At 37.5% G+C, this 25,022-nt stretch carries 17 protein-coding genes; 1 reads left to right on the top strand and 16 read right to left on the bottom strand.

Translation table 11 applies throughout. The features are described from left to right. Positions 1-388 precede the first annotated feature (388 nt). From KQI69_RS02035 to uvrA, 16 genes are all read right to left on the bottom strand, one after another. Positions 389-2,134: an ABC transporter ATP-binding protein gene (locus KQI69_RS02035; protein WP_216563618.1), complete on the bottom strand. Its 1,746-nt coding sequence runs from the start codon at positions 2,132-2,134 to the stop codon at positions 389-391. Continuing rightward, the gene (locus KQI69_RS02030; RefSeq protein ID WP_216563617.1) at positions 2,134-3,990 is read right to left on the bottom strand and encodes an ABC transporter ATP-binding protein; all 1,857 of its coding nucleotides are present in this window, start codon (positions 3,988-3,990) and stop codon (positions 2,134-2,136) included. The genes KQI69_RS02035 and KQI69_RS02030 overlap by 1 nt, the downstream gene beginning before the upstream one ends. A 261-nt stretch (positions 3,991-4,251) precedes the next feature. Then, the gene (gene fic / locus KQI69_RS02025) at positions 4,252-4,887 is read right to left on the bottom strand and encodes a protein adenylyltransferase Fic (RefSeq protein WP_216563616.1); all 636 of its coding nucleotides are present in this window, start codon (positions 4,885-4,887) and stop codon (positions 4,252-4,254) included. 120 nt (positions 4,888-5,007) lie between these two features. Next, positions 5,008-6,177 carry a class I SAM-dependent RNA methyltransferase gene (locus tag KQI69_RS02020; protein WP_216563615.1) on the bottom strand — a complete coding sequence of 390 codons (1,170 nt, stop codon included), beginning with the start codon at positions 6,175-6,177 and terminating at the stop codon, positions 5,008-5,010. A 72-nt stretch (positions 6,178-6,249) separates the two neighbouring features. Beyond that, positions 6,250-6,606 (bottom strand): hypothetical protein, encoded by a 357-nt coding sequence (locus tag KQI69_RS02015; RefSeq protein WP_216563614.1) that lies wholly within the window; start codon positions 6,604-6,606, stop codon positions 6,250-6,252. Further along, positions 6,607-7,992 carry a DNA repair protein RadA gene (gene radA / locus KQI69_RS02010; RefSeq protein WP_216563613.1) on the bottom strand — a complete coding sequence of 462 codons (1,386 nt, stop codon included), beginning with the start codon at positions 7,990-7,992 and terminating at the stop codon, positions 6,607-6,609. Positions 7,993-7,994: 2 nt separating this feature from the next. After that, positions 7,995-8,408 carry an endosialidase gene (locus tag KQI69_RS02005; protein WP_216563612.1) on the bottom strand — a complete coding sequence of 138 codons (414 nt, stop codon included), beginning with the start codon at positions 8,406-8,408 and terminating at the stop codon, positions 7,995-7,997. A gap of 247 nt (positions 8,409-8,655) precedes the next feature. After that, complete coding sequence (locus KQI69_RS02000) at positions 8,656-11,103, bottom strand: ATP-dependent Clp protease ATP-binding subunit (protein WP_216563611.1); 2,448 nt, start codon at positions 11,101-11,103, stop codon at positions 8,656-8,658. 71 nt (positions 11,104-11,174) lie between these two features. Further along, positions 11,175-12,476: a cohesin domain-containing protein gene (locus KQI69_RS01995; protein ID WP_216563610.1), complete on the bottom strand. Its 1,302-nt coding sequence runs from the start codon at positions 12,474-12,476 to the stop codon at positions 11,175-11,177. A gap of 79 nt (positions 12,477-12,555) precedes the next feature. Next, positions 12,556-14,748: a cadherin-like beta sandwich domain-containing protein gene (locus tag KQI69_RS01990; protein ID WP_216563609.1), complete on the bottom strand. Its 2,193-nt coding sequence runs from the start codon at positions 14,746-14,748 to the stop codon at positions 12,556-12,558. Between the two features lie 147 nt (positions 14,749-14,895). After that, positions 14,896-15,774 (bottom strand): Hsp33 family molecular chaperone HslO, encoded by an 879-nt coding sequence (gene hslO, locus KQI69_RS01985; RefSeq protein WP_216563608.1) that lies wholly within the window; start codon positions 15,772-15,774, stop codon positions 14,896-14,898. Between the two features lie 120 nt (positions 15,775-15,894). Continuing rightward, the gene (locus KQI69_RS01980; RefSeq protein ID WP_216563607.1) at positions 15,895-16,770 is read right to left on the bottom strand and encodes a class I SAM-dependent methyltransferase; all 876 of its coding nucleotides are present in this window, start codon (positions 16,768-16,770) and stop codon (positions 15,895-15,897) included. Between the two features lie 251 nt (positions 16,771-17,021). Then, complete coding sequence (locus tag KQI69_RS01975) at positions 17,022-17,576, bottom strand: hypothetical protein (RefSeq protein ID WP_216563606.1); 555 nt, start codon at positions 17,574-17,576, stop codon at positions 17,022-17,024. A gap of 21 nt (positions 17,577-17,597) precedes the next feature. Continuing rightward, positions 17,598-18,872, bottom strand: coding sequence for an AAA family ATPase (locus KQI69_RS01970; RefSeq protein WP_216563605.1), 1,275 nt, complete (start codon positions 18,870-18,872; stop codon positions 17,598-17,600). A gap of 174 nt (positions 18,873-19,046) precedes the next feature. Continuing rightward, entirely contained in the window at positions 19,047-19,637 is a 591-nt protein-coding gene (gene yfbR / locus KQI69_RS01965; RefSeq protein WP_216563604.1) for a 5'-deoxynucleotidase, read from the bottom strand. Positions 19,638-19,767: 130 nt separating this feature from the next. After that, the gene (gene uvrA, locus KQI69_RS01960) at positions 19,768-22,611 is read right to left on the bottom strand and encodes an excinuclease ABC subunit UvrA (protein ID WP_216563603.1); all 2,844 of its coding nucleotides are present in this window, start codon (positions 22,609-22,611) and stop codon (positions 19,768-19,770) included. Between the two features lie 397 nt (positions 22,612-23,008). On the opposite strand from uvrA, the gene KQI69_RS01955 reads away from it, so the two are divergent. Then, positions 23,009-24,934, top strand: a complete 1,926-nt coding sequence (locus KQI69_RS01955; protein WP_216563602.1) for a diguanylate cyclase — start codon at positions 23,009-23,011, stop codon at positions 24,932-24,934. Positions 24,935-25,022: the final 88 nt, after the last annotated feature.

Below are 25,022 nucleotides of genomic sequence, written 5' to 3'. Positions count from 1 at the left end.
TGTGCTATCGAAAGTGCAGGCTTGTTCAATGTATCAATTATTAATTATTCATTGTACTAGATTTTCAAATCCACAATCACAATATTTTTATCATAATACATCAACAAACTATACTTTTATACATGGCTTCTTCAACTATTTTCTCCATATATATTTATAACTGTATTAATATCCACAAACTTACAAGCGAAACTGTCGATAACCTACGCTAATGTTACATCGTATAATAAATAATGTAAGCAGGCATTCTTGTCGCCGTCAGTACTTAAGGGTGGTTTTTTCACCCTTTATGTACTGCTACGAGCGACATATAGCGAGAGCGTGCCTGCGTTATTATTTATTATACGATGTAACATTTCACAGCCTACAACAGTTTCGCCCACACAACTTACGCAAACTGACTATTATAAAGATTATAATAAAATCCTTTTTTCTGCAGCAGTTCATCATGATCACCCTGCTCTATTATATTTCCATCTTTCATTACAAGTATGATATCCGCATTCTGTATCGTCGAAAGCCTGTGTGCAACTATAAAACTTGTTCTTCCCTCCATCAGCTTTCCAAATGCGTTCTGTATCTTTATCTCAGTTCTCGTATCTATTGACGATGTTGCCTCATCAAGTATGAGCATTGGCGGTTTTAAGAGCATTACTCTTGTGATACAGAGAAGCTGCTTTTGTCCCTGCGACAATGTATCTCCGTCCTCTTTTATCACTGTGTCATAACCATTTGCAAGTCTTTTTATAAAGCTGTGTGCGTGGGTTGCTTTTGCCGCCGCTATTACTTCCTCTTTTGTCGCATCCGGTTTTCCCATCACGATATTTTCAAATATAGTACCGTCTTTAAGCCATGTCTCCTGAAGCACCATTCCTATATTTTTCCTGAGACTTGCCCTTGTTAAGTGTCTTATGTCTGTTCCGTCTACTTTTATGCTTCCCTCATTTACATCATAAAATCTCATTAAAAGATTTATAAGCGTTGTTTTTCCACAACCCGTAGGTCCTACTATGGCAACTCTCTGTCCCGGTTTTACATCAAGGTTAAAGTCGGTGATGAGTTTTTTATCCTCGACATATGAAAAGTAAACCCCTGAAAGCTCCACCTCTCCTTTTACTCCGGTAAGTTCCACGGCATCATCATCTTCCGGTACCTGAGGTTCTTCATCGATAAGTTCAAGAACTCTCGCCGCACACGCAATGGCATTCTGAAGTTCCGTTACTACGCCTGAAATCTCATTGAACGGCTTTGTATACTGGTTAGCATAACCTAAAAAGCATGATAACATTCCTACTGAAAGATATCCGTTTAATGCGAAAAATGCTCCAGTCACTCCTACTCCTGCATACACGATATTGTTTACAAATCTTGTTGCCGGATTTGTTATTGATGAGAAGAATGTTGCCTGAAGTGAATATTTTTGAAGTCTCTTATTTATATCGTCAAATTTATCAAGTGCTTCTTTCTCATGTCCGTATGCCTGTACGACTTTCTGATTTCCTACCATCTCATCTATAAGTGCTGTCTGCTCTCCTCTTGTTGCCGATTGCAATTTAAACATAGTGTATGTCTTTCTCGCGATAAAACTTGCAACAAAAAATGATAACGGTGTTACAAGTACAACGACAAGTGTTATCCATACATTGAGGCTTAACATAAAGATAAGCGTTCCAAGTATCGTAAGCACTCCCGTAAATGCCTGTGTAAATCCCATAAGAAGTCCGTCTGCAAACTGGTCGGCATCTGCGATAACCCTGCTCACCACATCGCCTGACGGGTGTCCGTCAATATATTTTAATGGAAGTATCTGAATTTTTTCAAATGCATCTTTTCTTATATCCCTTACAACATTGTAAGTTATCTTGTTGTTGCAGATGTTCATAAGCCACTGTGCAAGTGCCGTAAATGCTATTATAACTACCATTCTCTTTAAAATAGCCATAAGTCCCGTAAATTTGACAGCACCTTTTCCGAGCATCAGGTCAACGGCATTACCCGTAAGTATAGGAAGATAGAGTGTAAGCACTACCGTTACCGCTGCGAGTATCAGTGAAAAAGCTATATAGATGTTGTATTTCTTTGTGTATTTCAAAACGCGTTTTATCGTTTCCCACTGTGATTTTTTCTTTTCCATTATGCTGACACCTCCCTATCTGCTTTTTTATCTTTAAACTGTGACATATATATTTCATGGTAAACTTCACAATTTTCAAGAAGTTCGTCATGAGTTCCTTTTCCAACAACTTTTCCGTCATCAAGTACAAGTATCATATCAGCGTGCTTTATTGATGATGTTCTCTGCGATACAATAAATGTTGTCGGCTCATAGCCAAGCTGTTTAAGCGATTTTCTGAGTTTCGCATCAGTTGCAAAATCAAGTGCCGAAGCACTGTCATCTAATATAAGAACTTTTGGCCGTCTTACAAGTGCTCTTGCAATCGTGAATCTCTGTCTTTGTCCGCCTGAAAGATTGCGTCCGCTCTGCTCTATCATATAGTCAAGACCGCCCTCTTTGCCTGCGACTATCTCTGCTGCCTGTGCATTTTCAAGTGCAAAATTTATCTCGTCATCGGTTGCCTTATCATTTCCCCACTTCATGTTTTCTCTTATGCTGCCCTTAAATAACACTGCTTTCTGCATAACGATACCGACAAGATTTCTTACCTCCGACACTTTATAATCTTTTACATTTTTTCCATCAATAAGAACTTTTCCTGCGGTCGCATCGTAAAATCTAGGTATAAGATTTACAAGTGAAGATTTTCCGGAGCCTGTTCCGCCTATAATACCTATAGTCGAGCCAGCCGGAGCCGTAAACGATATGTTCTCAAGTGACTTATCTCCGGCACCTTTATATATCAGGTCTACATTATCAAATACAACCTCCGCACCTTTCACACTGCTATCTGCTGCTCTATTATCTAAATCTTTTACCGAACCTAAGACATTTTTTTCATCATTGTTCACATTATCAGTTGAATTTCCATTCACAATACTATCTGATTTTTCGATGACTTCATTATCCGATACAAAATCATCCGTAATCGACGGTTTCATCTCAAACACTTTCTGTATTCTGTTTCCGCAGGCAACAGCTTTTGTTGAAACAACGATGGTATTAGCAAGTTTTATAAGCTCTACAAGAATCTGTGACATATAATTAACGAGTGCAATGACTTTTCCCTGTGTGAGAATTCCTCCGTCAACTCTTATCGCACCGACATATAAAAGTACGACAAGTGCGACATTTAAAAAGATATACGTCACCGGATTTGTAAGTGCTGATATTTTTCCGACAAGAAGCTGAAGATTTGTAAGCATCTGGTTTTCATTGTTGAAATCTTCTTTCTCCGCTTCCTCTTTGTCAAATGCCCTGATAACTCGCACACCGGTAAGATTTTGTCTTGTCCTGCCAAGTATCTTATCAAGACCAGCCTGAACTTTTCTGTAAAGCGGCATACTGATAGCCATTATTCCAAGTACAACAACGGCAAGGATTGGGATAACAACTGCAAACACTATTGCAGCTTTCACATCAACCGTAAATGCCATGACCGCCGCGCCGAACACTATAAATGGTGAACGCAGGAACAGTCTAAGTGCCATATTTACACCTGACTGCATCTGGTTTATATCACTTGTCATTCTAGTGATAAGAGTTGAGATACCGACCGTATCCATCTCCGTAAATGAGAGTGATTCAATATGTTTAAAAAGTCCATGTCTTAAATTTGTGGCAAATCCGACTGCCGCCTTAGCCGCAAAATACTGTGCCGTTATCGAACTTAAAAGTCCAACTGCCGCTAAAAGTATCAGGACACCCCCGTACACAAGTATAAAATGAGAATCACTCTTTGCAATTCCATCATCGATTATCTTAGCCATCACGATAGGCACCGTAAGGTCAAAACAAGCCTCTAACAGCTTGAATAAAGGACCGAGGACACACTCTTTTTTGTAGTCCTTTATATACTTTAGTAACTCCTTCATATTTTCCTCCATCTTTAAAGTTTTGTGGATTGCTGTATTGCTACGCAATTTATTTATTGTCGCACAGGCTGACAGATTATGTCAAGTTTGTGTGTGCCGGTAAACAATATCTATTATAAGGATTAAGCCAATCTATTCGCTAATTTCTCCCATCTTATAAGTAATATATCCGTTACTGCTCACACCTTACGGTGCAATCAGCAACGATTTCAGCCCATATAAAATGCATCTTCGATGCATGGGGCTGAAATTCTGTAAAATTCAATTATTAGCGCATAGCTTGACAGCTTGTGTCAAGCTTGCGATTGAATAATAACTATATCCTTCATAATAATAACTATTGTCAATACCCTTCATATAAACATCCCTATCATTTATTTTATCCGTCAAGGCATTCTTCAATATATACTTTATCTCTATATCCTTTATCGGACTTCTCTCCATTGCAAGAAGATAATCGTCTTTATCTACACGGCTACAGTCGATTACCTGACCAAGTTCTGTTTTTAATATATTATCAAGCCATATTCTTGTGCTTCGCCCATTTCCATCCCTAAAAGGATGTGCTATGTTCATCTCAACATATTTTTCTATTATCTCATCAAAATTACTCTGTGGCATTTTTTCAATATTTTTCAATGCCTCGTCAAGATACATGAGCGGTGCAAATCTGAAATTTCCTTTTGCTAGATTTACATCCCGTACTTTTCCTGCAAATTCATATATATCTTCAAAAAGATACCTGTGAATGGCTGCAAGTGCCGAGAAAGAACCTGCTTTTAAACTGTCGAAAAAATCTGTTTCAAACATCATAAGAGCTTTTTTCTTGCTTATTTTTTCTTCCTGCCTTGCAAGCTCTGCCGAATCTGTCATGCCTAATTTATTTTCTAATGCCATAAAAATCTCCTCTAATTGTTACTATAATACTCAAAAATTCCATTCCGAAAGTAACCGTTACACCTAAAAACAATATTTTAGGGAACTTCTCTTTAATAAAGTTCCCTAACCCGTTTAATTTTATATACTTTTCTCCCTATTCTCATTATGTCTTCTCGGCGGCTTCGGTCCCATATACTGATAAAAATATGTTTTCATCATGCCGTTATATATCTTGCGGTTTTTATCCGCTTTCCTGCCGATGTATTTTTCAGCCTGCTCATAAGCTGTTATAAGATACATTGACCATGAGTCGAGACTTCTGTAGACATTTCCTATCTCTTTATAAAGTGATGGCATCTCGTCCGGCTCATCAAGTCGTCTTCCGTATGGCGGATTTGTTATGATAAAACCGTACTTCTTGCGGTGGCTTGTCTGGTTTAACGGCCGTCTCTGGAAATGCACAAGATGGTCTACCTCCGCATTTCTCGCATTTTCCATTGCAGCTTTTATCGCATTTTCACTTATGTCATAGCCCTGTATATCCATCTCTATATCTCTCATTATCATATCCTCAGCTTCGTTGATGGCATCATACCACTCTTTTTTAGGAATAATATGTGTCCATTCCTCTGATATAAATGAACGGTTCATGCCCGGTGCGATATTTGCCCCTATCATTGCCGCCTCAATAGGGAAAGTACCACTTCCGCAGAACGGGTCGAGCAGTATGCGGTCTTTATTCCACGGTGTGAGCATTATAAGTGCCGCCGCAAGTGTTTCAGTGATTGGTGCTTTTACAGTAGCAAGACGATAACCTCTCTTGTGAAGCGACTCCCCTGATGTGTCAAGTCCCACTACAACTTCATCTTTCATTATCGTTACTCGCACCGGATAACTTGCCCCGTCCTCCTGAAACCAGCTTACATTATATTTGGATTTAAGTCTGTCAACCATAGCCTTTTTCATAATTGACTGTATGTCTGACGGACTAAATAACTTACTTTTTATCGATGTAGCTTTTGTAACCCAGAACTTTCCATTCTCCGGAATGTAATCCTCCCACGGCAGAGCCTTTGTTCCCTCAAAGAGTTCATCAAATGTCGTTGCCTTAAAGCTTCCTATCTTAAGCAGTATTCTTTCTGTTGTTCTTAAAAATATATTTGCACGGCAGATTGCATCCGAATCTCCCGTAAATGTCACTTTTCCATCTTCTACTTTTACTATTTCATAGCCAAGTTTTATTATCTCTTTCTTTAAAACCGCCTCAAGTCCAAAATGACACGGTGCGATAAATTCATATTTTCCCACGATTATCTCCATTTCTGTACAATTTTTTGTACATACTAAATTTGCGTAAAACAACTTTTAAATATTTATTTTTTAAAACATATCTTCATCTGAAATCGAATAAAGATAATCAACTATCTGCTTTATAGACTCAACAGTTTCTCTCTGGTAAACCGTCTCTCTCTCCAGTTCATGCGATACATTGTTTACTTCAAATGAGGTATTGAGCAATTGATTAAGAATATCTTCTACTCCCTTAAATGCTTCCTGCTTCTTTTCTTCATCGTCTGATTTAAGCACAGTAAGAAGTTCTCTTGCATCACTTAGCAATGTCACTATATGATCGGTTATATTTATCGAATCATATGACATCTGCTCAAGGTTCAGCATTGTATTTTCCATTCTTTCCAAAACAACTTCTGTGGTATTTTCAGTCTCTTTTAACCCCATCTACATTACCTCCAACAATTCATATATACTCTTAACTCCGACAAGTTTCATCCCTTTTAACTGTTCCTTATCAATACTTAAACTATCACGATTTACCTTCGGCATAATACATCTGTCAAATCCCAGCTTCGCCGCTTCAAGCACTCTTTGTTCGGCGTGGTTTACGGCTCTTACCTCACCTACAAGTCCCACCTCACCAAAACATATAGTTTTGCTGTCGATAGCTATATTTTTATAACTTGAAAGTACCGCAAGAACTATTCCCATATCAAGTGCGGGTTCATTTATCCTCATACCTCCCGCAACATTTATATAGGCATCACAATCACCAAGATGCAGCCCTATCCTTTTTTCTATTACCGCCATAAGAAGATTTACTCTATTATAATCAGTACCCGCTGACGTCCTTCTCGGCATATTAAAATTGGTACGGCAGACAAGTGCCTGCACCTCCACGAGTATCGGTCTTGTCCCTTCGATCGAACATGCTACGACTGAGCCTGCTTCATTCTCCGGCTTTCCCTGAAGCATATATTCAGAAGGATTTAAAACTTCTCTCAGTCCATCAGAACGCATTTCAAAAACACCTATCTCATTAGTCGAACCAAATCTGTTCTTTACGCCTCTTAAAAATCTGAATGACGCACCGCCATCACCTTCAAAATAAAGAACTGTATCTACCATATGTTCAAGCACTCTTGGTCCTGCCACGACACCTTCTTTTGTCACATGACCGACAATAAATACAGATATATGAAGTCCTTTTGCTATTCTCATGAGAATACTGGTAGCTTCCCTTACCTGGCTTACACTTCCCGGTGCCGAACCGACATCTTCTCTGTACATTGTCTGTATTGAATCTATAATTACAACATCCGGCATCATTTTACTTATACTTTCAGATATAATATCAAGATTTGTTTCACACAAAATGGACAGATCCCTTGTAAATTTCCCAAGTCGTTCTGCCCTCATCTTAATCTGACGAAGCGATTCTTCACCAGAAACATAAAGAACACTTTTTCCTTCATCTGAAAGATTCTTACACATCTGAAGCAAAAGTGTCGATTTTCCTATACCGGGATCTCCACCGACAAGTATAAGTGAACCGACAACTATACCTCCACCTAATACTCTGTCCATCTCCGATATTTTCGTACTTATCCTGTTTTCATCATCTGTGGTAACTTTGGAAAGCAATGTTGGAACTACCTCTTTTTTAGTAGAAGAGACGGCACCGGAAACTACTCCCGGTACCGCCCTTGCAACGGTTTCTTCAACAAACGAATCCCACTCGTGACAAGCCGGACACTGTCCAAGCCACTTTGATGATTCATATCCACACTGCTTACAGAAAAAAACCGTTTTATTTTTAGATTTTGCCATACTTATAACTTAATAACCTTAACCTCTGATTTCTTTTCAGGCTCTATTTCTATACTTATATTTATCTTGCCTGCAAGATTTGTTTTCATCTTACCGATATTTGTACCATCAACAAATACTTTATACTCTGTATCAGGCTCAAGTTCCACTGTAATAGAACAGTCTTCCCAGCCCTCTACAAAAAAGCTCATCTCATTTTCTGTGTTTTTCATCTCGGTAACAGTAGTTCCCGGTACTGACTCATAAACAAACATTCCATTTTTTTCAAGCTTTGTAATCTCTTTAAAAGTCTTTACTTTATACAGATCTCCTTCGTACTCAAAATCAGATAATTTCTGCTTTGTGTCAAACTCATAATTTCCAAAGCTTAATGTTCCGTCACTTTCTTTGCGAATCAATTCCTTTATAACTGCCATGATTTTTCCTCCTATGTCCTTTTATAATTTGACGAAGTATCCCGCCCACTATTCGATACTTTTAAGCAGGACTTTATTATTATTGTTCACGACTGCAGTGTGAACAGTAATCTTTTATTTGTCATTAGAATATCACATTTTGTCGTATTTTGCAAAAAATAAGTAAACTTTTTAAACATTTTTTAGTAATTTTTTTAACAATAATTACGATTTTAGTAAATAAATAATACCTGATGACATTATTCATCTATTTAGCAGCTATCGTAATTTTTTTTACCTCACTGTCATAGTCAACAGCTACATTATCTCCGGCTTTTATCTCATCCGCAAGGAGTTTGTCTGCAAGAAGATCCTCTATCTCTGTCTGTATCGCTCTCCTTATAGGTCTTGCCCCATAATTCTTATCAAAACCACTCTCTGCTATGTGATCTACGGCAGCCTGTGATACATCCAGATTTATATGCATCTGTGCTTCCGTTCTCTTGTTGAGATTTTTCAAAAGTATTCCCACTATTTCCTTCAGATTTTCCTTAGTGAGCATATGGAATACAAGAACCTCATCTATCCTGTTGATAAATTCAGGCTTGAATATCCTCTTTACCTCTTCCATAACACCATCTTTCATCTTCTTGTAATCTGCTTCTTCACTCTCATCAGTTCCAAAACCGAGATGCTTTGGTGCAACGATACTCTGTGCACCTGCGTTTGATGTCATTATTATGATAGTATTCTTAAAACTTATCTTCCTTCCCTGTGCGTCAGTCACATGGCCGTCCTCAAGAATCTGAAGCAGGATATTGAATACATCAGGATGTGCTTTCTCTATCTCATCAAAAAGTATTACTGAATAAGGATGTCTCCTTACTTTTTCACTAAGCTGACCGCCTTCTTCATATCCTACATATCCCGGTGGTGAGCCAATCATTTTTGACACACTATGTTTCTCCATGTACTCAGACATGTCAACCCTTATTATCTCATTTTCCTTGCCAAAGACGGCCTCCGCAAGGGCTTTTGAAAGTTCTGTTTTTCCGACTCCGGTAGGACCTAAGAACAGGAATGAACCTATAGGTCTGTTAGGATCTTTAAGTCCTACTCTTCCTCTTCTTACAGCCTTAGAAACTGCTTCTACTGCTTCTTTCTGACCTACAACCCTCTCATGCAATATCTGTTCGAGTTTTTTAAGTCTCTCCGTTTCTGCCTCCTGAAGCTTCTGAACCGGAATCTTTGTCCAGTCAGCTATAACTGCCGCAATATCATTATCATCAACGCAGATGCTTTGTTTTTTACGCTCATTATCAATCTTTTGATGTAGCTTTTCAAGTTTTTCAGAAGCCTTTGCCTGTTTTCGCTTTAACTCTCCGGCAAGTTTATAATCTTCACTGCGTATTGCATCTTCCTTTTCTTTTTCCCATTTTAATATATTCTCTTCAAGTTCTCTGAGTTCAGGAGTAGAAAGATACTGACTTAAACTGACTCTTGCACATGCCTCATCAATAACATCTATTGCTTTATCAGGAAGGAATCTATCATTGACATATCTCTCCGACATCTTAACTGCCGACACAATTGCACTTTCACTTATCTCTACTCCATGATGCTCTTCATATTTCTCTTTAAGTCCTGACAAAATAGCTATAGTTTCCTCTGTATCAGGTTCATTTACATCAACAGGCTGAAAACGTCTTTCCAAAGCGGCATCTTTCTCTATATACTTACGATACTCATCCAGCGTTGTTGCACCTATAAGCTGCAGTTCACCTCTGGCAAGTGATGGTTTCAAAATATTCGCTGCATCAAGTGCCCCCTCTGCTCCGCCTGCTCCTATGATAGTGTGAATCTCATCAATGAAAAGAAGGATATTTCCCGACTGCGTGACTTCTCTTATTGCTCTCTTTATCCTCTCCTCAAACTCACCTCTGTATTTTGAACCTGCTACCATACCCGAAAGGTCAAGTGTAAGTACCTTTTTATCTTTTATTATATCAGGAACATCACCAACCGCTATCTTCTGAGCAAGTCCCTCAACAACCGCCGTTTTACCTACTCCGGGTTCACCCACAAGACAAGGATTATTTTTTGTTCTTCTGCTGAGTATCTCTATAAGCCTTGTAATTTCACGGTCTCTGCCTATAACGGGATCTAACTTTCCTTCTTTTGCATATTCGGTAAGATTTCTGCTGTACTGGTCAAGCACAGGCGTTGCAGACTTTCCTCTTCTGCCTTTCTGCATCATATATTCATTTTTGGCACTGTTTACATCCTGACCTGTTGCTGTGAGAAGATCCACATAAAGCTTCTGAACATTTATTCCTCTTGTATTAAGCAGCCTTACACCAAGACAGTCTGTCTCTTTTAATAATGCTATAAGTATATGCTCTGTTCCTGCTTTACTCGAACCCAGTCTTTCAGCTTCGCTTATGCTATTCTCAATAATCTTTTTTGCTCTCGGTGTATACTGCGGTCTGTCTGCAACAACGACATTGCCTTCTGACTCAAGCATCTCCTCTATAAGAATCTCAAGTTTTTCTTCTTCAACACCATTTTCACGCATCACCTCTGCCGCAACGCCCTTAGTTTTCACAAGGGCTATGAGCAGATGTTCTGTTCCAATATAATTATGTCCGAATGATTTCGCAACATTTAACGAATTGTCAAGAGCTTTTAAAGCACTCTTTGTAAATTTATTTCGCATATGGTTAAAAATCCTCCATTTTATTAGTATGTACTCTCAGAATCTTCTGAACGAAGAATTCTGAGAATACATTAGTCTCTTTTCCAATAATGAACAACATTTCTGTTATCTTCTATGATAACACTTTCATCCTTCACACTTTCGCTTTCAAAATTTTCTTCATATGAAGGCTCATGCTCATCTGTTTTTTTATTATCCTGTGTCAATTCATCTTCTGCTTTTGTATATGATTTTTCTTCTTCAAAATCATCATGTACATCTATAATATTATTATTTTCACGATAATGCAAATAGATTGTCAACATACCTATAAGCATCAGCAGACAAATTATGACCATTATAGCTACAATATATTTCATAGTCTTTATTTTAGTCTCATATATGGAATCCGAGCCGACAACTGCATTGCCTACTGCACCTTTATACCATGATTTTACCTTATCGTAAGGCATAAAACTGTCATTTTCTGTATCATAAAGATAAAACTGTGGTTCCTGCCTGCCCCTTTTACAATATATCAGTACATATGTATGTTCTATATCATTCTCCGTTGCATATGCCGTTATCACATGACCACTTAACACAATTTCTGTTTTCCCAAATCCGGCTGGAATATCTTTTTCATTCTCTACATCAGTCACTGTGTACTCATCATAAAAATGAATCTTTGTAATACCATTCTGATATGTAGCCGTAACACTGTCACTCGTTTTCTTTTCTTCGATATCATATGTCTTGCCACTGCTTTTTTTATTATTCTTGTCTTTTTTATCTTTTTTGGGTGTAGCAGACGGCTCTGGTGTTTCTGTTATATCAGGTTCTGCTGTCGGTATTTTTGTATCCTCCGGTTGTTTATCTTCTGGTCTTGCAGACACTTTGATTTCTGCACTATCAGCCTTTTTCACGGAATCTGCCACTGTGATATTCAATGTATCGGAAGATAGTGACATTTTAGATGAATCCTCTGAACTATAGACAACACTTGGCTGTTTAAGTTCTATCGAAGTAGTTCCTGTTTTTCTTGCAACAAATTTTACTGAATACCTTAATGTACTTACACCGCTTTCTCTCCCGGTATCCGATATCTGAAACTTATCATCATTGCCATTTGTAACATTTCCTCCCGTAATGTACTGGAGCACTCTGCTGTCATATGAAAAATATCCCTCAAATCCACTCATTGTATCAGAAGAGCTTACTGTAATTATAACATATACAATGTCTCCTTTTACAACCTGTTTTTCCGATGATTGAATAGATACTTCTGCACTTGCCGCATTTACATTATAACTTCTGAGTCCGCACAAAAATATCAGCGTAAAAGTGAGACATAAATATTTCAAAATACTGCTTAAATTACAACTCTTCTGCACTTTTCTTTCCCCCTTTGCAACTATATACCAAACAGAATACATTTAATGTTCCCATTCTATAAACATTAACCCGATATAACTATTTTCTTGTAACAATAATCTTATATTTTCTTGTTTTTCCACTTTCAGACTTCACCTTTACATAAAAAGTATTTTCTCCTACCTGAAGATTTTTTACTCCTGTGCCTGTCATTGTAGAATACTTACTTACTTTTGTGGCACATATCTTTACACTTGCAACACTGTTATTTACTGTAAGCGTATATGTTTTAGTACCATTGTCACCAAGAACAAATTTAGAATCAAATGCATAATCTTTTATATAAAGTGTCTTAAGATAATTATTAGGATTCTTTCCACCAGATGGCACATCACATGGCTTGTCAGGCATATCCTCATATATCGGAATCGAAAATACCATTGGCATATTTTTATCTATTGCTCCATATGCTGCCACGGTTTTTGTAGCCTCATTATTTGGTGCTTCTATATTTCCCATATACTGATGATTATATCTGTTCTTTGATGTTACATTAAACTTCTCAAGGTATAATGTATTCTGGCCAATATTTATATAATTCTTTCCAATATATTGTGCACCGCCAACGATGGATTTATATCTGTTATTCCACGGACGCAGATATGTATTTCCTGTCTTTGCCCATCTCAAACCGTTTGCAACAGCCCCGCCTGCGACAACACTATTATTCGCACCGATATTGTAGAAATTATATATTCCCTTATAACCTGATACCGTACCTGACACTGAACTACTCATCTTAACCGCACTTATAACTACCTCCTGCTTGACTCTCGATGCAAGATGATACGGACTTACTTTTGACTTTTTAGCCGCAGTCATAAATGTCTTAGAATATTTAACACTCACGGTTTTTCCGTCACTTGTATATGTGTACTTTTTATTATGCATAGGTGTATTATTCAAAATATTTTCAACACCGCTCTGTGTCTGGCTGTCACTCTGATACTCCAGACTCTCAAACTGGAAAATACCTCTTTCATCAAGGAAATTTCTCGGGTCCATATAATATTTTACTGCTTTTTGTGATGCTGTCACCCATGTACTCCCATCATATGGTATATATTTATCGGTTTTCCAGTCATAAGCCTTTGCAGCCGTAGACTTCCATGCATACGATTTATTTATACTTAGCAGGTTAAGACCAACTTTTGATTCATTCTTTATAACATCTGACCATTTAAGGCCTGTCTTATATGGTTTAAACTGCCAATATGGATATTTTTCATGCAGCTTTAAAAGCTCCGTTATATAATCATCTGGAAATCCATTCTTCTCAAGATCTTTTTTAAACTCTGCCGCCGTTTCCGGCTCACTTGTGCCCGCAGGTTTCTCAGTCTCTGCCGGCTTCTCAGTAGGTTCTGGTGTAGCTGTAGGTTTTGCGGTCTCCTCTGGCTTTGCTGTAGCCGCAGCCTTTTCATCTCTTACAAGCTGAAAATAAACATTATCGGCAAGTACATAACCTTTATATGTAACATTTGAAGAAATGACTTTTATACAAAAATATTTTTTCTCATCAAAAAACTTCTGCTCTGTTATGACAAACTGTGCTCCTTTTTGTACAAGCACATTTTTTCCTGATGCATTTGTAACAGTCGTCTTTTTTGAAGGATCTTTATACAAAGTAAGTGCCGTACTGCTCTTTGACATTCCCGGAAGTCCCGTTCCATAAGTGACCTCTATTTCATCAGCCTCAACATATCCCTTATAAGATGTTCCTTCATATACAAACTCAGCATAATACCATCTTTTCTTCTCTGAATATTTTTCCGAATATATCCTTACCTTTTTCTTTACAGGAAGTTTAATCTTCTCATTGTCATGTGTAAGATATACCTTTGAAGTATCCATATTCTTTCTGACATTTATTTCAGACACAGTATAACCGACTATAGATGAATATGTTTTTCCTGTTTTAAATTTAAGATAACTGCTTTTTACATATCCATTTAAACTTTTGCTGTTCTGTGTAAATTTCACATGATACCAGCCCCCGTTCTTTCCTATAACCGTAACCCTCTGCCCGTCAGAAAGCACAACTCCCGTACCACCGGATTTAAGCTTAGAATAGTATGTTCCGGGACCTGTCCTTACATTGAGATACCCCTTTACGCTTACTACTCCTATCCCTTCTGCCTGCAATGTTTCATGCCTGCCTGTAATTCCTGACATTAGCAAAACACAAAATACCGTAACTATAATAAATACATATCTTTTCTTCTTCAAAGGCATATAAACTTTATCTCCTTTTTAACGTTTTTTGTGTATCATAATGCACCAATGTGTCATTTCCTTGCTTAGTGAACTATTATTATTTTAAATCTATTGGCATACAGCCTGACACCATATGCCTGTCATATATTTATACGGTAACCTCCATTACTTCATAAGAGCCTTCAGCTGCTCCGTATCAAATTTATAATGTGAACCGCAGAACTGACAATTTACCTCGACAGGCTCACCGTCATCTATCATTTCCTGCAAATCTTTCTTTCCAATACTTGCTATCGCCTTTGACACTCTCTCCACCGAACAATTACATTTATACTGTGTAGGAACTGTCTCAAGTATCTCCACATCCATACCATCAAGCACATAATTTAAGATGTCCTCAGGAGTCATACCTTTATCGAGCATCTCCGTAACAGAATGAACTTCGCTAAGCCTTGCCTCAAGTTTGTCAATAACCTCATCATCGGTATCTGGCATAACCTGAATTATAAACCCACCTGCCTGACGCACATGGTTGTCCTTATCCATCAGAACTCCAAGACCTACAGAAGAAGGAACCTGCTCAGATGTTGCAAAATAGTATGTCAAGTCCTCCGCAATCTCTCCTGATACAAGATGTGTCTGTCCGTTGTAAGGCTCTCTAAGACCTATATCTTTTATAACATTCAAAAATCCTGGTCCGAGTGCACCAGAAACATCAAGTTTCCCTTGTGCATTTGGAGGGAGTATGACATTCGGATTGTTTACATATCCCTTTACATCTGCATTTGAATCTGCCGTAACAGTTATCCCACCGATAGGACCGCCACACTCTATCTGAAGTGTAAGCACATCTTTCTCGCCCTTCATCATGCTCCCCATCATAGAAGCTGCTGTAAGAAGCCTGCCTATAGCCGCTGTTGCAACAGGACTTGTATTGTGAATAGCTCTTGCTTTCTCAACAATATCCTTACTTGTAACCGCAAATGCTCTAAGCTGATGGTCTGCCGCCGTTGCTCTAACTATATAATCTTTATATTCACTCATCGTTAATCTCCGTTTCTTTTTATATTTATTTTAATTGTAACAATTCAGCCATAAAAAGATAATTAGCAGTACAATGAGCCTGTTCATTTATGCCAAACTCTCTTTTTATGGTATCACAGTTTATAACTTTTCAGACATATCAGGCCGCTGTGCCACAAAATAAATCCTCTCGCTATCCTCTTTTGCCGCATTTTCCGTAAAAGCATCATAAACCTCAAGACATGAAAACCCCGCCTTTTCAAGACAATCTCTCACCAGCTTAACATCATATGCCCTCTGGTGATGTATCTCTTCCGACCTCTCAAAAAGATCGTTATCATCATCAACAAGACTGTATATCGTAAGCAGATACTCATTAATACCCGTATCACTATGAAATTCATTCTCCCAGATAAAACTTGCGTCCTCCCTGTTTTCCGCTATCGTCCTGTTGCCAAGTATATCTTCATAAAAATGTCTCGTTTTCATGTCAAAAATAAAAATTCCTCCAAAATCAAGAAAAATCTTCACCTTTTCAAAAACCCTAAGCAGATCATTTTCATCTGTTATATAATTCATCCCGTCACAGACACACACCATAGCAGCAGCAGTACCATAAAGGTCAAGCTCACGCATATCCTGATTTAAGAACAGAATCCCACTTTTATCTTCACTCACTTGTGCAGATTCTCGAGAATACTCTGAAAAATCTTTTAAATCATCAGACTTATCTTCATTTTCATCTGCCATTTCATCAGAACTCTGACAACAATACTTCTGTCTTGCCACCTCAAGCATCTCATATGACATATCGACACCTATCATATCATACCCGTCATCCGCAAGCATTTTTGTCATCGTGCCAGTACCACAGGCAAGGTCTGCCACTATACCATCTTTAACACCATATTTTATCAATAATCTATGAAGATAATCATGCCACTGTCCATATGGAATGTTGTCCATGAACTCATCATAGACATAGGCAAATTCTCCATATATCTCATCCTGTTCCATAATATACCTCATTTTCCCTGTTTTCATGAAACTTTTTTCACATCAGAAGATATGCTCTGCATAAATCCGTTGTCTGTCCACAACGCAGATGTAAACAGTAACTTAAATCCTGATGCTTTAATAATGCTTTTATATGTTAGCACAACATGACATTATGTGCAAACGCAAACATTACATTTAAATATATACACAAAAAAATAAAAAGCTAAAAGAATATGATAACATTTTTCTTTTAGCTTTTTCTTACTCAATCATTCAATCAGACGGCATTTCTGTTCATATTTTTCCAAAAATTCCTGTTTTCCAATAGTATGTATTTCCTTATATAAAAACCCCTTAAATTTTTCCAATCCAAACAATATCCTTGTTTCTGTGTCTATCTTTGCCAACTCTCCTATCTTATTTTTAAATTTTGAAAAACCTTTACTAGGATTTTCTTTATTTTCATCACTTATAACATCATCATTATAAACTACGAACAATATAGCTTTGCTCTTCAATTCATCAATCGAATACTTTTGATTCAGAAAAAAATAAGCAGTATACATACTATCATACGCTTTGGGTGGCAAAGATTTTTTGGGTAATTGCGATTTTCTTGCATTTTTGAACTCAATAAACCAAAAATCACCATCATCCGATAAAGCAAATGCATCTACAGAACTTAGACTCTTTTTACTTCTATATTCTTTACAAACATCTTCCGTATAAGCATCAAAATCGTAAACTTTTACTTCACTTTCTATAAAATCTATGTTCTCATCACTTTTTGATGTTTCTTTTATTGTACTTTCATATTCTTTCATATATCAAAATGTCCTCATATTCTATAAGTAATCTAATGGTTTATACAACAATTCATAAACTTTATCAGTATTTTTCGTAACATCCTCCGTAGAAAAATAACCGTTTGCATCCTCGTTCATAACATAAAATCTCCCTTTTTCTTTAAGAGAATAATTTGCCAATGAAACTTCAATAGCTCTCATAAAATACGGACTGTGTGAATTTATGACTATTTTTATATTTAATTCTTTATTTAGCAAGACTAATATTTCCGCAAATTTCACCTGCCATTCTGGATGTAAATTAGATTCAGGTTCATCAATAAGCAAAATACTGTTTCTATTTAGAGAACCGTTTTGCAATAATTTTTGGATTACAAGCATATTTTTCATTCCAGATGCCACATTTTTAATATCAAAACTTGTATGTGCTTTTTCATCTTTATACAACAAGCCATTCCCTGACTCCCCGGTAATCAATTCACCATGTAATATTTCTTTTAAAATATTAGTAAAAGTATCTGTGTTTTCCTCAATATCACTAAACAGCTCATAAGAAATATCCATGCCAACTTCTTTATACAACGCTTTTCTAAGTTCACTGTAAAGTAACGATGATACTTTTTTGTCATTAATTATATCCGTAAAATGACAGGTATCAAGATACCATATTGAGTTTACAAAATTAGGATAACTTTTATATGAAATCAGTCTGTTATCATTAAACTCCGCAAAAACTTCATTTATATCAAACTCAATGCTTACACTTCCCTTTTTGTGACAGCCAAACGAATTAATATTTCCTTTAAAAATATTCTGAAAGTTTCTGGAAAATATAAAACGGACATATTCTGAATCATTTCTTTTTAAAATTGTTACTATTTGTTCATATAACGGTTTAAATCGTATTTCTTTTGATGTATTAGCTGTATCACCAAATTCATCAAATCCATATAAGTAATCTATATTCAACCCCTTTTCTCTAACTACTTTTTCAATAACTTTGTTTAACTGTTCAAGTGTTAAACTCTGTTCTTTATCAAATATTTCCTTTACCTGCCGCCAAATTCTAGTGTCAGGCACGACATTTTCAAAAGATTCTGGAACGCCATATAAATTCTCAATAGTTTGAACATAACTTTTTTCCTTTTCTTCCTCAATTTTTTTCTTTATATCTGAATTTGAATATAAAAGAGAATATATCGCTTTTAAAATCGTGCTTTTGCCGCTGCAATTATAGCCGCCAATGACAGTTATTCCATCCAATTCAATATCGGCACGATTTATCAGACCTATGTTATTTACAGATATTTTCATAATTGACTCCTATCCTATATTGCTTCACATAATCAGATATATTATAATTGACTCAAATATAATCGTCAATCACCTTTCCATTTTCGGTTCAATTCAACATAACAGTTCAGCCTTTCATTTCTTACTTTCATAAACCTGCAAACACGCTGTCAACCGCTTCCGCATAGCTTATCCTCAATTCAACTCATCCAGCGTCTTTTCATACTCCGGCACAAACTCCTCGCAGAAAATCTCAGCCTCCCTGCATTCAAGTTCTCTTATCGCCTTAAAAGTTGACTCTTTCGCATGATTAAATTCCCTGTTTCCTGTCTTTTCTTCCTCTATGCACTTTATAAGTGCTGATATCTTATCTGCTGCCTTAACAAGTTTCATAACTGACGCATCCTCTTTAGGCAGCAGATACTTTTCATACTCCGAAGCCATATCCTCAGGAAGCCTTGACAGAAGATTTTTCGCCGCATTAGTCTCAATCTCCTTGTATGCATCCTTTATATCAGCATTGTAATATTTAACGGGAGTCGGCATATCTCCGGTGATGATCTCCGTACAGTCATGATACAGTGCAAGCAATGCAATATGCTCGGCATCATAATCCATACCAAACCTGCAATTTCCTATAACAGCGAGAGCATGGGCAACGACCGCTGTTTCGAGAGAATGTTCGCAGACATTCTCCCTGAGTGAATTACGCATCAGTGCCCATCTCTCGATATATTTCATCCTCGACAGCATGGCAAAGAACGAGTTGTCATTTTTCTTATCCATAAAACCGCCCCTTTCATTTTTTCATCAGCGTACTTTGCTGACTTAGCACTATTAAGAGTGACTGGCAGCGAAAGCGTTCCTGCGTTAGCATTGGTTATAGCAAACAGCAAACATATAATCTGTTTCGCAATCACCTCTCAAGCATCTTCTTTATAAACGCCCCCGTATAAGACTTCTTACTTTTTGCTACCTTTTCAGGCGTGCCCTTAGCTATGACTGTTCCGCCGTTTGCTCCACCCTCAGGTCCTAAGTCGATTATATAGTCCGCTGTTTTTATAACATCGAGATTATGCTCTATCACGATGACTGTATTGCCATTCTCGGTAAGTCTCCTCAATATATCAACGAGCTTGTGTACATCTGCAAAATGAAGTCCTGTTGTCGGCTCATCAAGTACATACACCGTTTTGCCCGTACTTCTCTTGCTGAGTTCTGTTGCAAGTTTGATTCGCTGTGCTTCTCCACCTGAAAGCGTGGTTGACGGCTGACCGAGTTTTATATAGGAAAGTCCTACCTCATAAAGCGTTTCTATCTTTCTTCTGATAGTCGGTACTGCCTCAAAGAATGTGAGTGCTTCTTCCACTGTCATGTCAAGTACATCATATATACTCTTGCCCTTATATTTTACATCTAAAGTTTCCCTGTTGTATCTCTTTCCACCGCATACTTCACAAGGCACATATACATCCGGCAGGAAGTTCATCTCTATCTTTATGATTCCGTCACCGTGGCAGTTTTCACATCTGCCGCCTTTCACATTAAAACTGAAACGGCCTTTTTTATATCCTTTCGCTTTCGCATCAGGTGTGGCTGCAAACAAATCCCTTATCATATCAAACACACCCGTATAAGTCGCAGGATTTGAGCGTGGTGTTCTTCCTATCGGTGACTGGTCTATATTGATAACCTTGTCAAGCTGCTCAAGTCCCTCAACACCGCTACAGAGTCCCGGAATAGTTCTCGCCCTGTTTAACTGCTTTGCCATTGACTTGTAAAGTATCTCATTTACAAGTGAACTTTTTCCCGAACCGGAAACTCCTGTAACGCAGGTCATAACTCCCGTTGGAAACTCTACATTGATATTTTTGAGATTGTTTTCTTTTGCCCCTTTTACCTTTATCCAGCCTGTAGGCTCTTTTCTCACCTCCGGAACAGGTATCTTTTTTCTGCCACTTAAGTAATCACCTGTTATTGACTCCTTGCATGCCATGATATCCTCTGCCGTTCCTGTCGCTATCACCCTGCCGCCATGCGAACCTGCCCCCGGCCCTATGTCAACTATATAGTCAGCCGCAAGCATCGTATCCTCGTCATGTTCAACAACTATAAGTGTGTTTCCGAGATTTTTTAACTTCATCAACGCACCTAGAAGTTTATCATTGTCTCTCTGGTGAAGTCCTATGCTCGGCTCATCAAGTATATAGGCAACTCCAACAAGTCCCGAACCTATCTGTGTCGCAAGTCTGATACGCTGTGCTTCACCACCCGAAAGACTCGCCGTATATCTTGAAAGCGAGAGATATTCAAGACCTACCTCGACAAGAAATCCTACCCTTGCTTTTATCTCTTTGAGTACAACCCTTCCTATATTTAACTGGTTCTTTGTAAGTTCAAGGTTATCAAGATAATTTTTAAGGTCGATTATCGAAAGCTCTGTTATCTGTGCGATATTTTTATCTCCGACCGTAACGGCAAGTGCTTCAGGGCGGAGTCTTTTTCCTTTACAAGCCTTACAAGGAGTTATCCTCATAAAACTCTCATACTCTTTTTTTGTGCTCTCTGATGCAGTCTCCCTGTATCTCCTCTCAACATTTTTGATAACTCCCTCAAAAACGACATCATATACACCAACGCCACGCTGTCCTCTGTAATGCACCTGAACACTTCTGCCGTCAGTTCCATGCATAAGCATATGTCTGATATCCTCAGGCAGATCTTTATAAGGAGTGTTAAGGTCAAATCCATATTCCTCGGCAAGTGCATCAAGGACACATCTCGCATAGCTTGTCTTATTTGTAACAGACTGCCATCCATTTACGACAAGTGCTCCGTCTGCGATACTTAACGATGTATCAGGTATCATAAGCTCCTCTGCAAATTCCATCTTATATCCGATACCGTGACATACCTCACACGCACCAAAAGGATTGTTAAATGAAAATGTCCTTGGCTCTATCTCATCAATACTTATACCGCAGTCAGCACAAGAAAAACTCTGGCTGAACCTAAGCTGTTCTTTCCCAGGAATATCTACTATAAGAAGTCCGTCAGAAAGTCTCATGACATTTTCAATCGAATCGCTAAGCCTCTTTTCTATGCCGTCCCTGACAACAAGCCTGTCAACCATTATCTCTATGTCATGCTTTTTATTTTTCTCTAACTTTATATCCTCTGACAGGTCATAAATGTGACCGTCAACGACAACCCTTACATAACCGCTCTTTCTGGCACTTTCAAATACCTTGACATGTTCACCCTTTCTTCCCCTGACAACAGGTGCAAGAAGCTGCAATCTCGTACCTTTTTCAAGTTTCATAATCTCATCACATATCTGGTCTACCGTCTGCCTTTTTATCTCTTTTCCACACTTAGGACAATGCGGTATGCCAACCCTCGCATAAAGAAGTCTGAAATAGTCGTAAATCTCCGTCACAGTACCGACTGTAGAACGTGGATTTCTGTTTGTAGACTTCTGGTCGATTGAAATAGCAGGTGGAAGTCCCTCTATCTTCTCAACATTCGGCTTTTCCATAAGCCCAAGAAACTGTCTTGCATAAGAAGACAACGACTCCATATATCTTCTCTGCCCCTCCGCATAAATAGTATCAAACGCAAGAGATGACTTTCCCGAACCACTAAGTCCCGTAAGAACCACAAACTCATCCCTTGGAATATCAACATCAATATCTTTAAGATTGTGCTCTGCTGCCTTTCTTATCTTTATATACTTCTTAACTTCCTCATGTTTTGCCATAAAAAACCTCATTTCTAAGCAGATTATCAAAACTTTGTAAAACTGTCCGCCTTTGCTCAGAGACAGACAGAAATGTAATACCAGTGATAATACATATTTTTCGCACATAATATGTCGAACATGTATGCGTTCATCATATCATCAATCAGCCAGAATTTCAAGTACATATGTTCGTTTTTCTATATCTTCAAACTACGCGTACTCTCTCAATGAAAAATCCATCTATTTGTTACATAATATCCATCTGCCCCAAAAACATATTACTGTTCATATCTACAATGCAATCAGCAGCAATTACAACTCATCCATTCTAAATATATTGTTGCAGTTCTCCCATTTTTTTATTATAATAATGTTATATTTTACGTGATGATATTATTCAGAAAGGTCGTGAATAATGCTTAAATTTAAAAACCGTGTAATCGCCATATGCTGTGCAGCTATTGACAGTGATTACAATGAACACTATATGAGATATTTTGTTGAATTTTCAAAAAAACATGATTTTAAACTTTTATTTTTCCGTTCCTTCAGCGATCTTTACCGTGCAAGAAGCGGAGGAAAACATGATGAAGGTGAAAGTTACATTTTCAACCTTATAAACCATGAACTTATCGACGCTATGATAATCCTTTCCGAAACGGTTAAATGTCCTATAGTCCGTGATGAGATTATATCAGAGGCACTTAAGAAACATATACCTGTCATTTCGATAGACCGCCCTATTGATGGCTGTTACAATATAAGATATGATTATCAGTCTGCATTAGAAAAGATATTATGCCATCTTATCGAGGATCATCATTATACAACAATAAACTTTATTGCCGGTATCAAGGGTAATTATTACTCGGAAGAGCGCATTGAAATATATAAAAAAGTACTGACCGAACATGGTATTCCTATTGAAGAGGAACGTATAGGCTATGGAAGTTTTTGGACTACACCTACGGAACATGTCATAAAACAGTTCTTAAATAGTGACCTCCCTATGCCACAGGCTATCGCATGTGCCAATGATGTCATGGCTATAACTGCTTTTCATTTACTTACCGATGCCGGATATGATATTCCTCAAGATATTGCCATCACCGGCTTTGACGGTATAACTCCGGCTATTGACCATTTTCCGCCTATTACAACAGCACAACATGATTTTAAAAATGCCGTAAAATTATCTTTTGACTTATTAAATGACCTGTTTACTGGAAAAGAAATTCCTAAAGATAATGTAATTCCGTCAAAGGTTATTATAGGTGGTTCCTGCGGATGCAATCAGAAAAACTTAAAACAATACAGTAATCTGTCATACAAACTAAACAACAAATTTAACAACCAGATATATTTTAATGATCATCAGATAAATATGTCTGCTGATTTAACTGATAACAACTCTTTTCAAGGTGTTTTTGATACACTTACACGATATGAGAGATTTTTCTGCAGTCATAGATTCTGGCTCTGTATCGTTGATAACTTTTTGACTGAGGAGGAAGAGCTTTCTGACATTCTTGATGAGCAGACATACTCTCATTCAGGATACTCCAATCATATGGATGTTGTTTTATCAAAGCATGATACTGTCTGGCAGGGTATGACTGATTTTGAAACAGTTAATCTTCTTCCAAATCTTGAGCAGGTTCTTGAAGAAGAGGATAATATCATGTTTGTTCCATTGCATGTGTTAAGCCATACGATAGGGTATGTAGCATTTGTATATGAGCCTGACAGGATAAACATGGAACAGCTTTATCAGTTTCTCATGAATGTCAGCAATTCACTTGAAACAATGAAAGTTCACCAGAGGCAGCAGAATATCATATCAAACCTTGAAAATAAATATATACATGACCCACTTACTGGTCTTTTAAACAGACGCGGATTTTATCAGAAAGTACTTCCACAATTTAAACTCTGTATTACTGAACAGAAACATTTTATTGCAATATCAGTTGACCTTAATGGACTAAAAAAGATAAATGATACCTATGGTCACTCTGATGGAGATATTGCAATCTCGGCAATAGGAAATATACTTATAAAATCAAGTATCAGAGATGAAACATGTGCAAGATTCGGTGGTGATGAATTTGTCATGGCCGGTCCATTGGCAGACGGACTCGATACCAATGATTTTTTAGATAAAATTCACCAGAATATTAATATTTTCAACAAAACGCATAACTATCCTTACAATGTCAGTGCAAGTATTGGTGTTATAACCGGTGTACCTACAACTGATATTTCACTTGATGATTTTATAAAAGCTGCCGATGAAGAAATGTATAAAGATAAAGTTCTTCATCATCAGCTTAGAGAATAACAAAAAGAGACAGTGCATAAAAAACATTGTCTCTTTTTGTTATTCTCTGTGATTATCGTTAAGCGGATATTCTCAATCCGCTCTATTA

This window comes from Eubacterium sp. MSJ-13, from assembly GCF_018918235.1.
Classification (GTDB): Bacteria; Bacillota; Clostridia; order Lachnospirales; family Lachnospiraceae; genus Butyribacter.
Note: the sequence above shows the minus strand (reverse complement) of the source record. Positions and strands in the feature narration are given on the sequence as shown.

Coding starts and splice junctions, on each gene's coding strand:
- KQI69_RS01955 (WP_216563602.1), top strand. CDS start 23,009: ATGCTTAAATTTAAAAACCGTGTAATCGCCATATGCTGTGCAGCTATT.
- KQI69_RS01975 (WP_216563606.1), bottom strand. CDS start 17,576: ATGAAAGAATATGAAAGTACAATAAAAGAAACATCAAAAAGTGATGAG.
- KQI69_RS01970 (WP_216563605.1), bottom strand. CDS start 18,872: ATGAAAATATCTGTAAATAACATAGGTCTGATAAATCGTGCCGATATT.
- KQI69_RS02015 (WP_216563614.1), bottom strand. CDS start 6,606: ATGGGGTTAAAAGAGACTGAAAATACCACAGAAGTTGTTTTGGAAAGA.
- KQI69_RS01980 (WP_216563607.1), bottom strand. CDS start 16,770: ATGGAACAGGATGAGATATATGGAGAATTTGCCTATGTCTATGATGAG.
- KQI69_RS01990 (WP_216563609.1), bottom strand. CDS start 14,748: ATGCCTTTGAAGAAGAAAAGATATGTATTTATTATAGTTACGGTATTT.
- fic (WP_216563616.1), bottom strand. CDS start 4,887: ATGGCATTAGAAAATAAATTAGGCATGACAGATTCGGCAGAGCTTGCA.
- radA (WP_216563613.1), bottom strand. CDS start 7,992: ATGGCAAAATCTAAAAATAAAACGGTTTTTTTCTGTAAGCAGTGTGGA.
- KQI69_RS02035 (WP_216563618.1), bottom strand. CDS start 2,134: ATGGAAAAGAAAAAATCACAGTGGGAAACGATAAAACGCGTTTTGAAA.
- yfbR (WP_216563604.1), bottom strand. CDS start 19,637: ATGGATAAGAAAAATGACAACTCGTTCTTTGCCATGCTGTCGAGGATG.
- hslO (WP_216563608.1), bottom strand. CDS start 15,774: ATGAGTGAATATAAAGATTATATAGTTAGAGCAACGGCGGCAGACCAT.
- KQI69_RS02030 (WP_216563617.1), bottom strand. CDS start 3,990: ATGAAGGAGTTACTAAAGTATATAAAGGACTACAAAAAAGAGTGTGTC.
- uvrA (WP_216563603.1), bottom strand. CDS start 22,611: ATGGCAAAACATGAGGAAGTTAAGAAGTATATAAAGATAAGAAAGGCA.
- KQI69_RS02005 (WP_216563612.1), bottom strand. CDS start 8,408: ATGGCAGTTATAAAGGAATTGATTCGCAAAGAAAGTGACGGAACATTA.
- KQI69_RS02000 (WP_216563611.1), bottom strand. CDS start 11,103: ATGCGAAATAAATTTACAAAGAGTGCTTTAAAAGCTCTTGACAATTCG.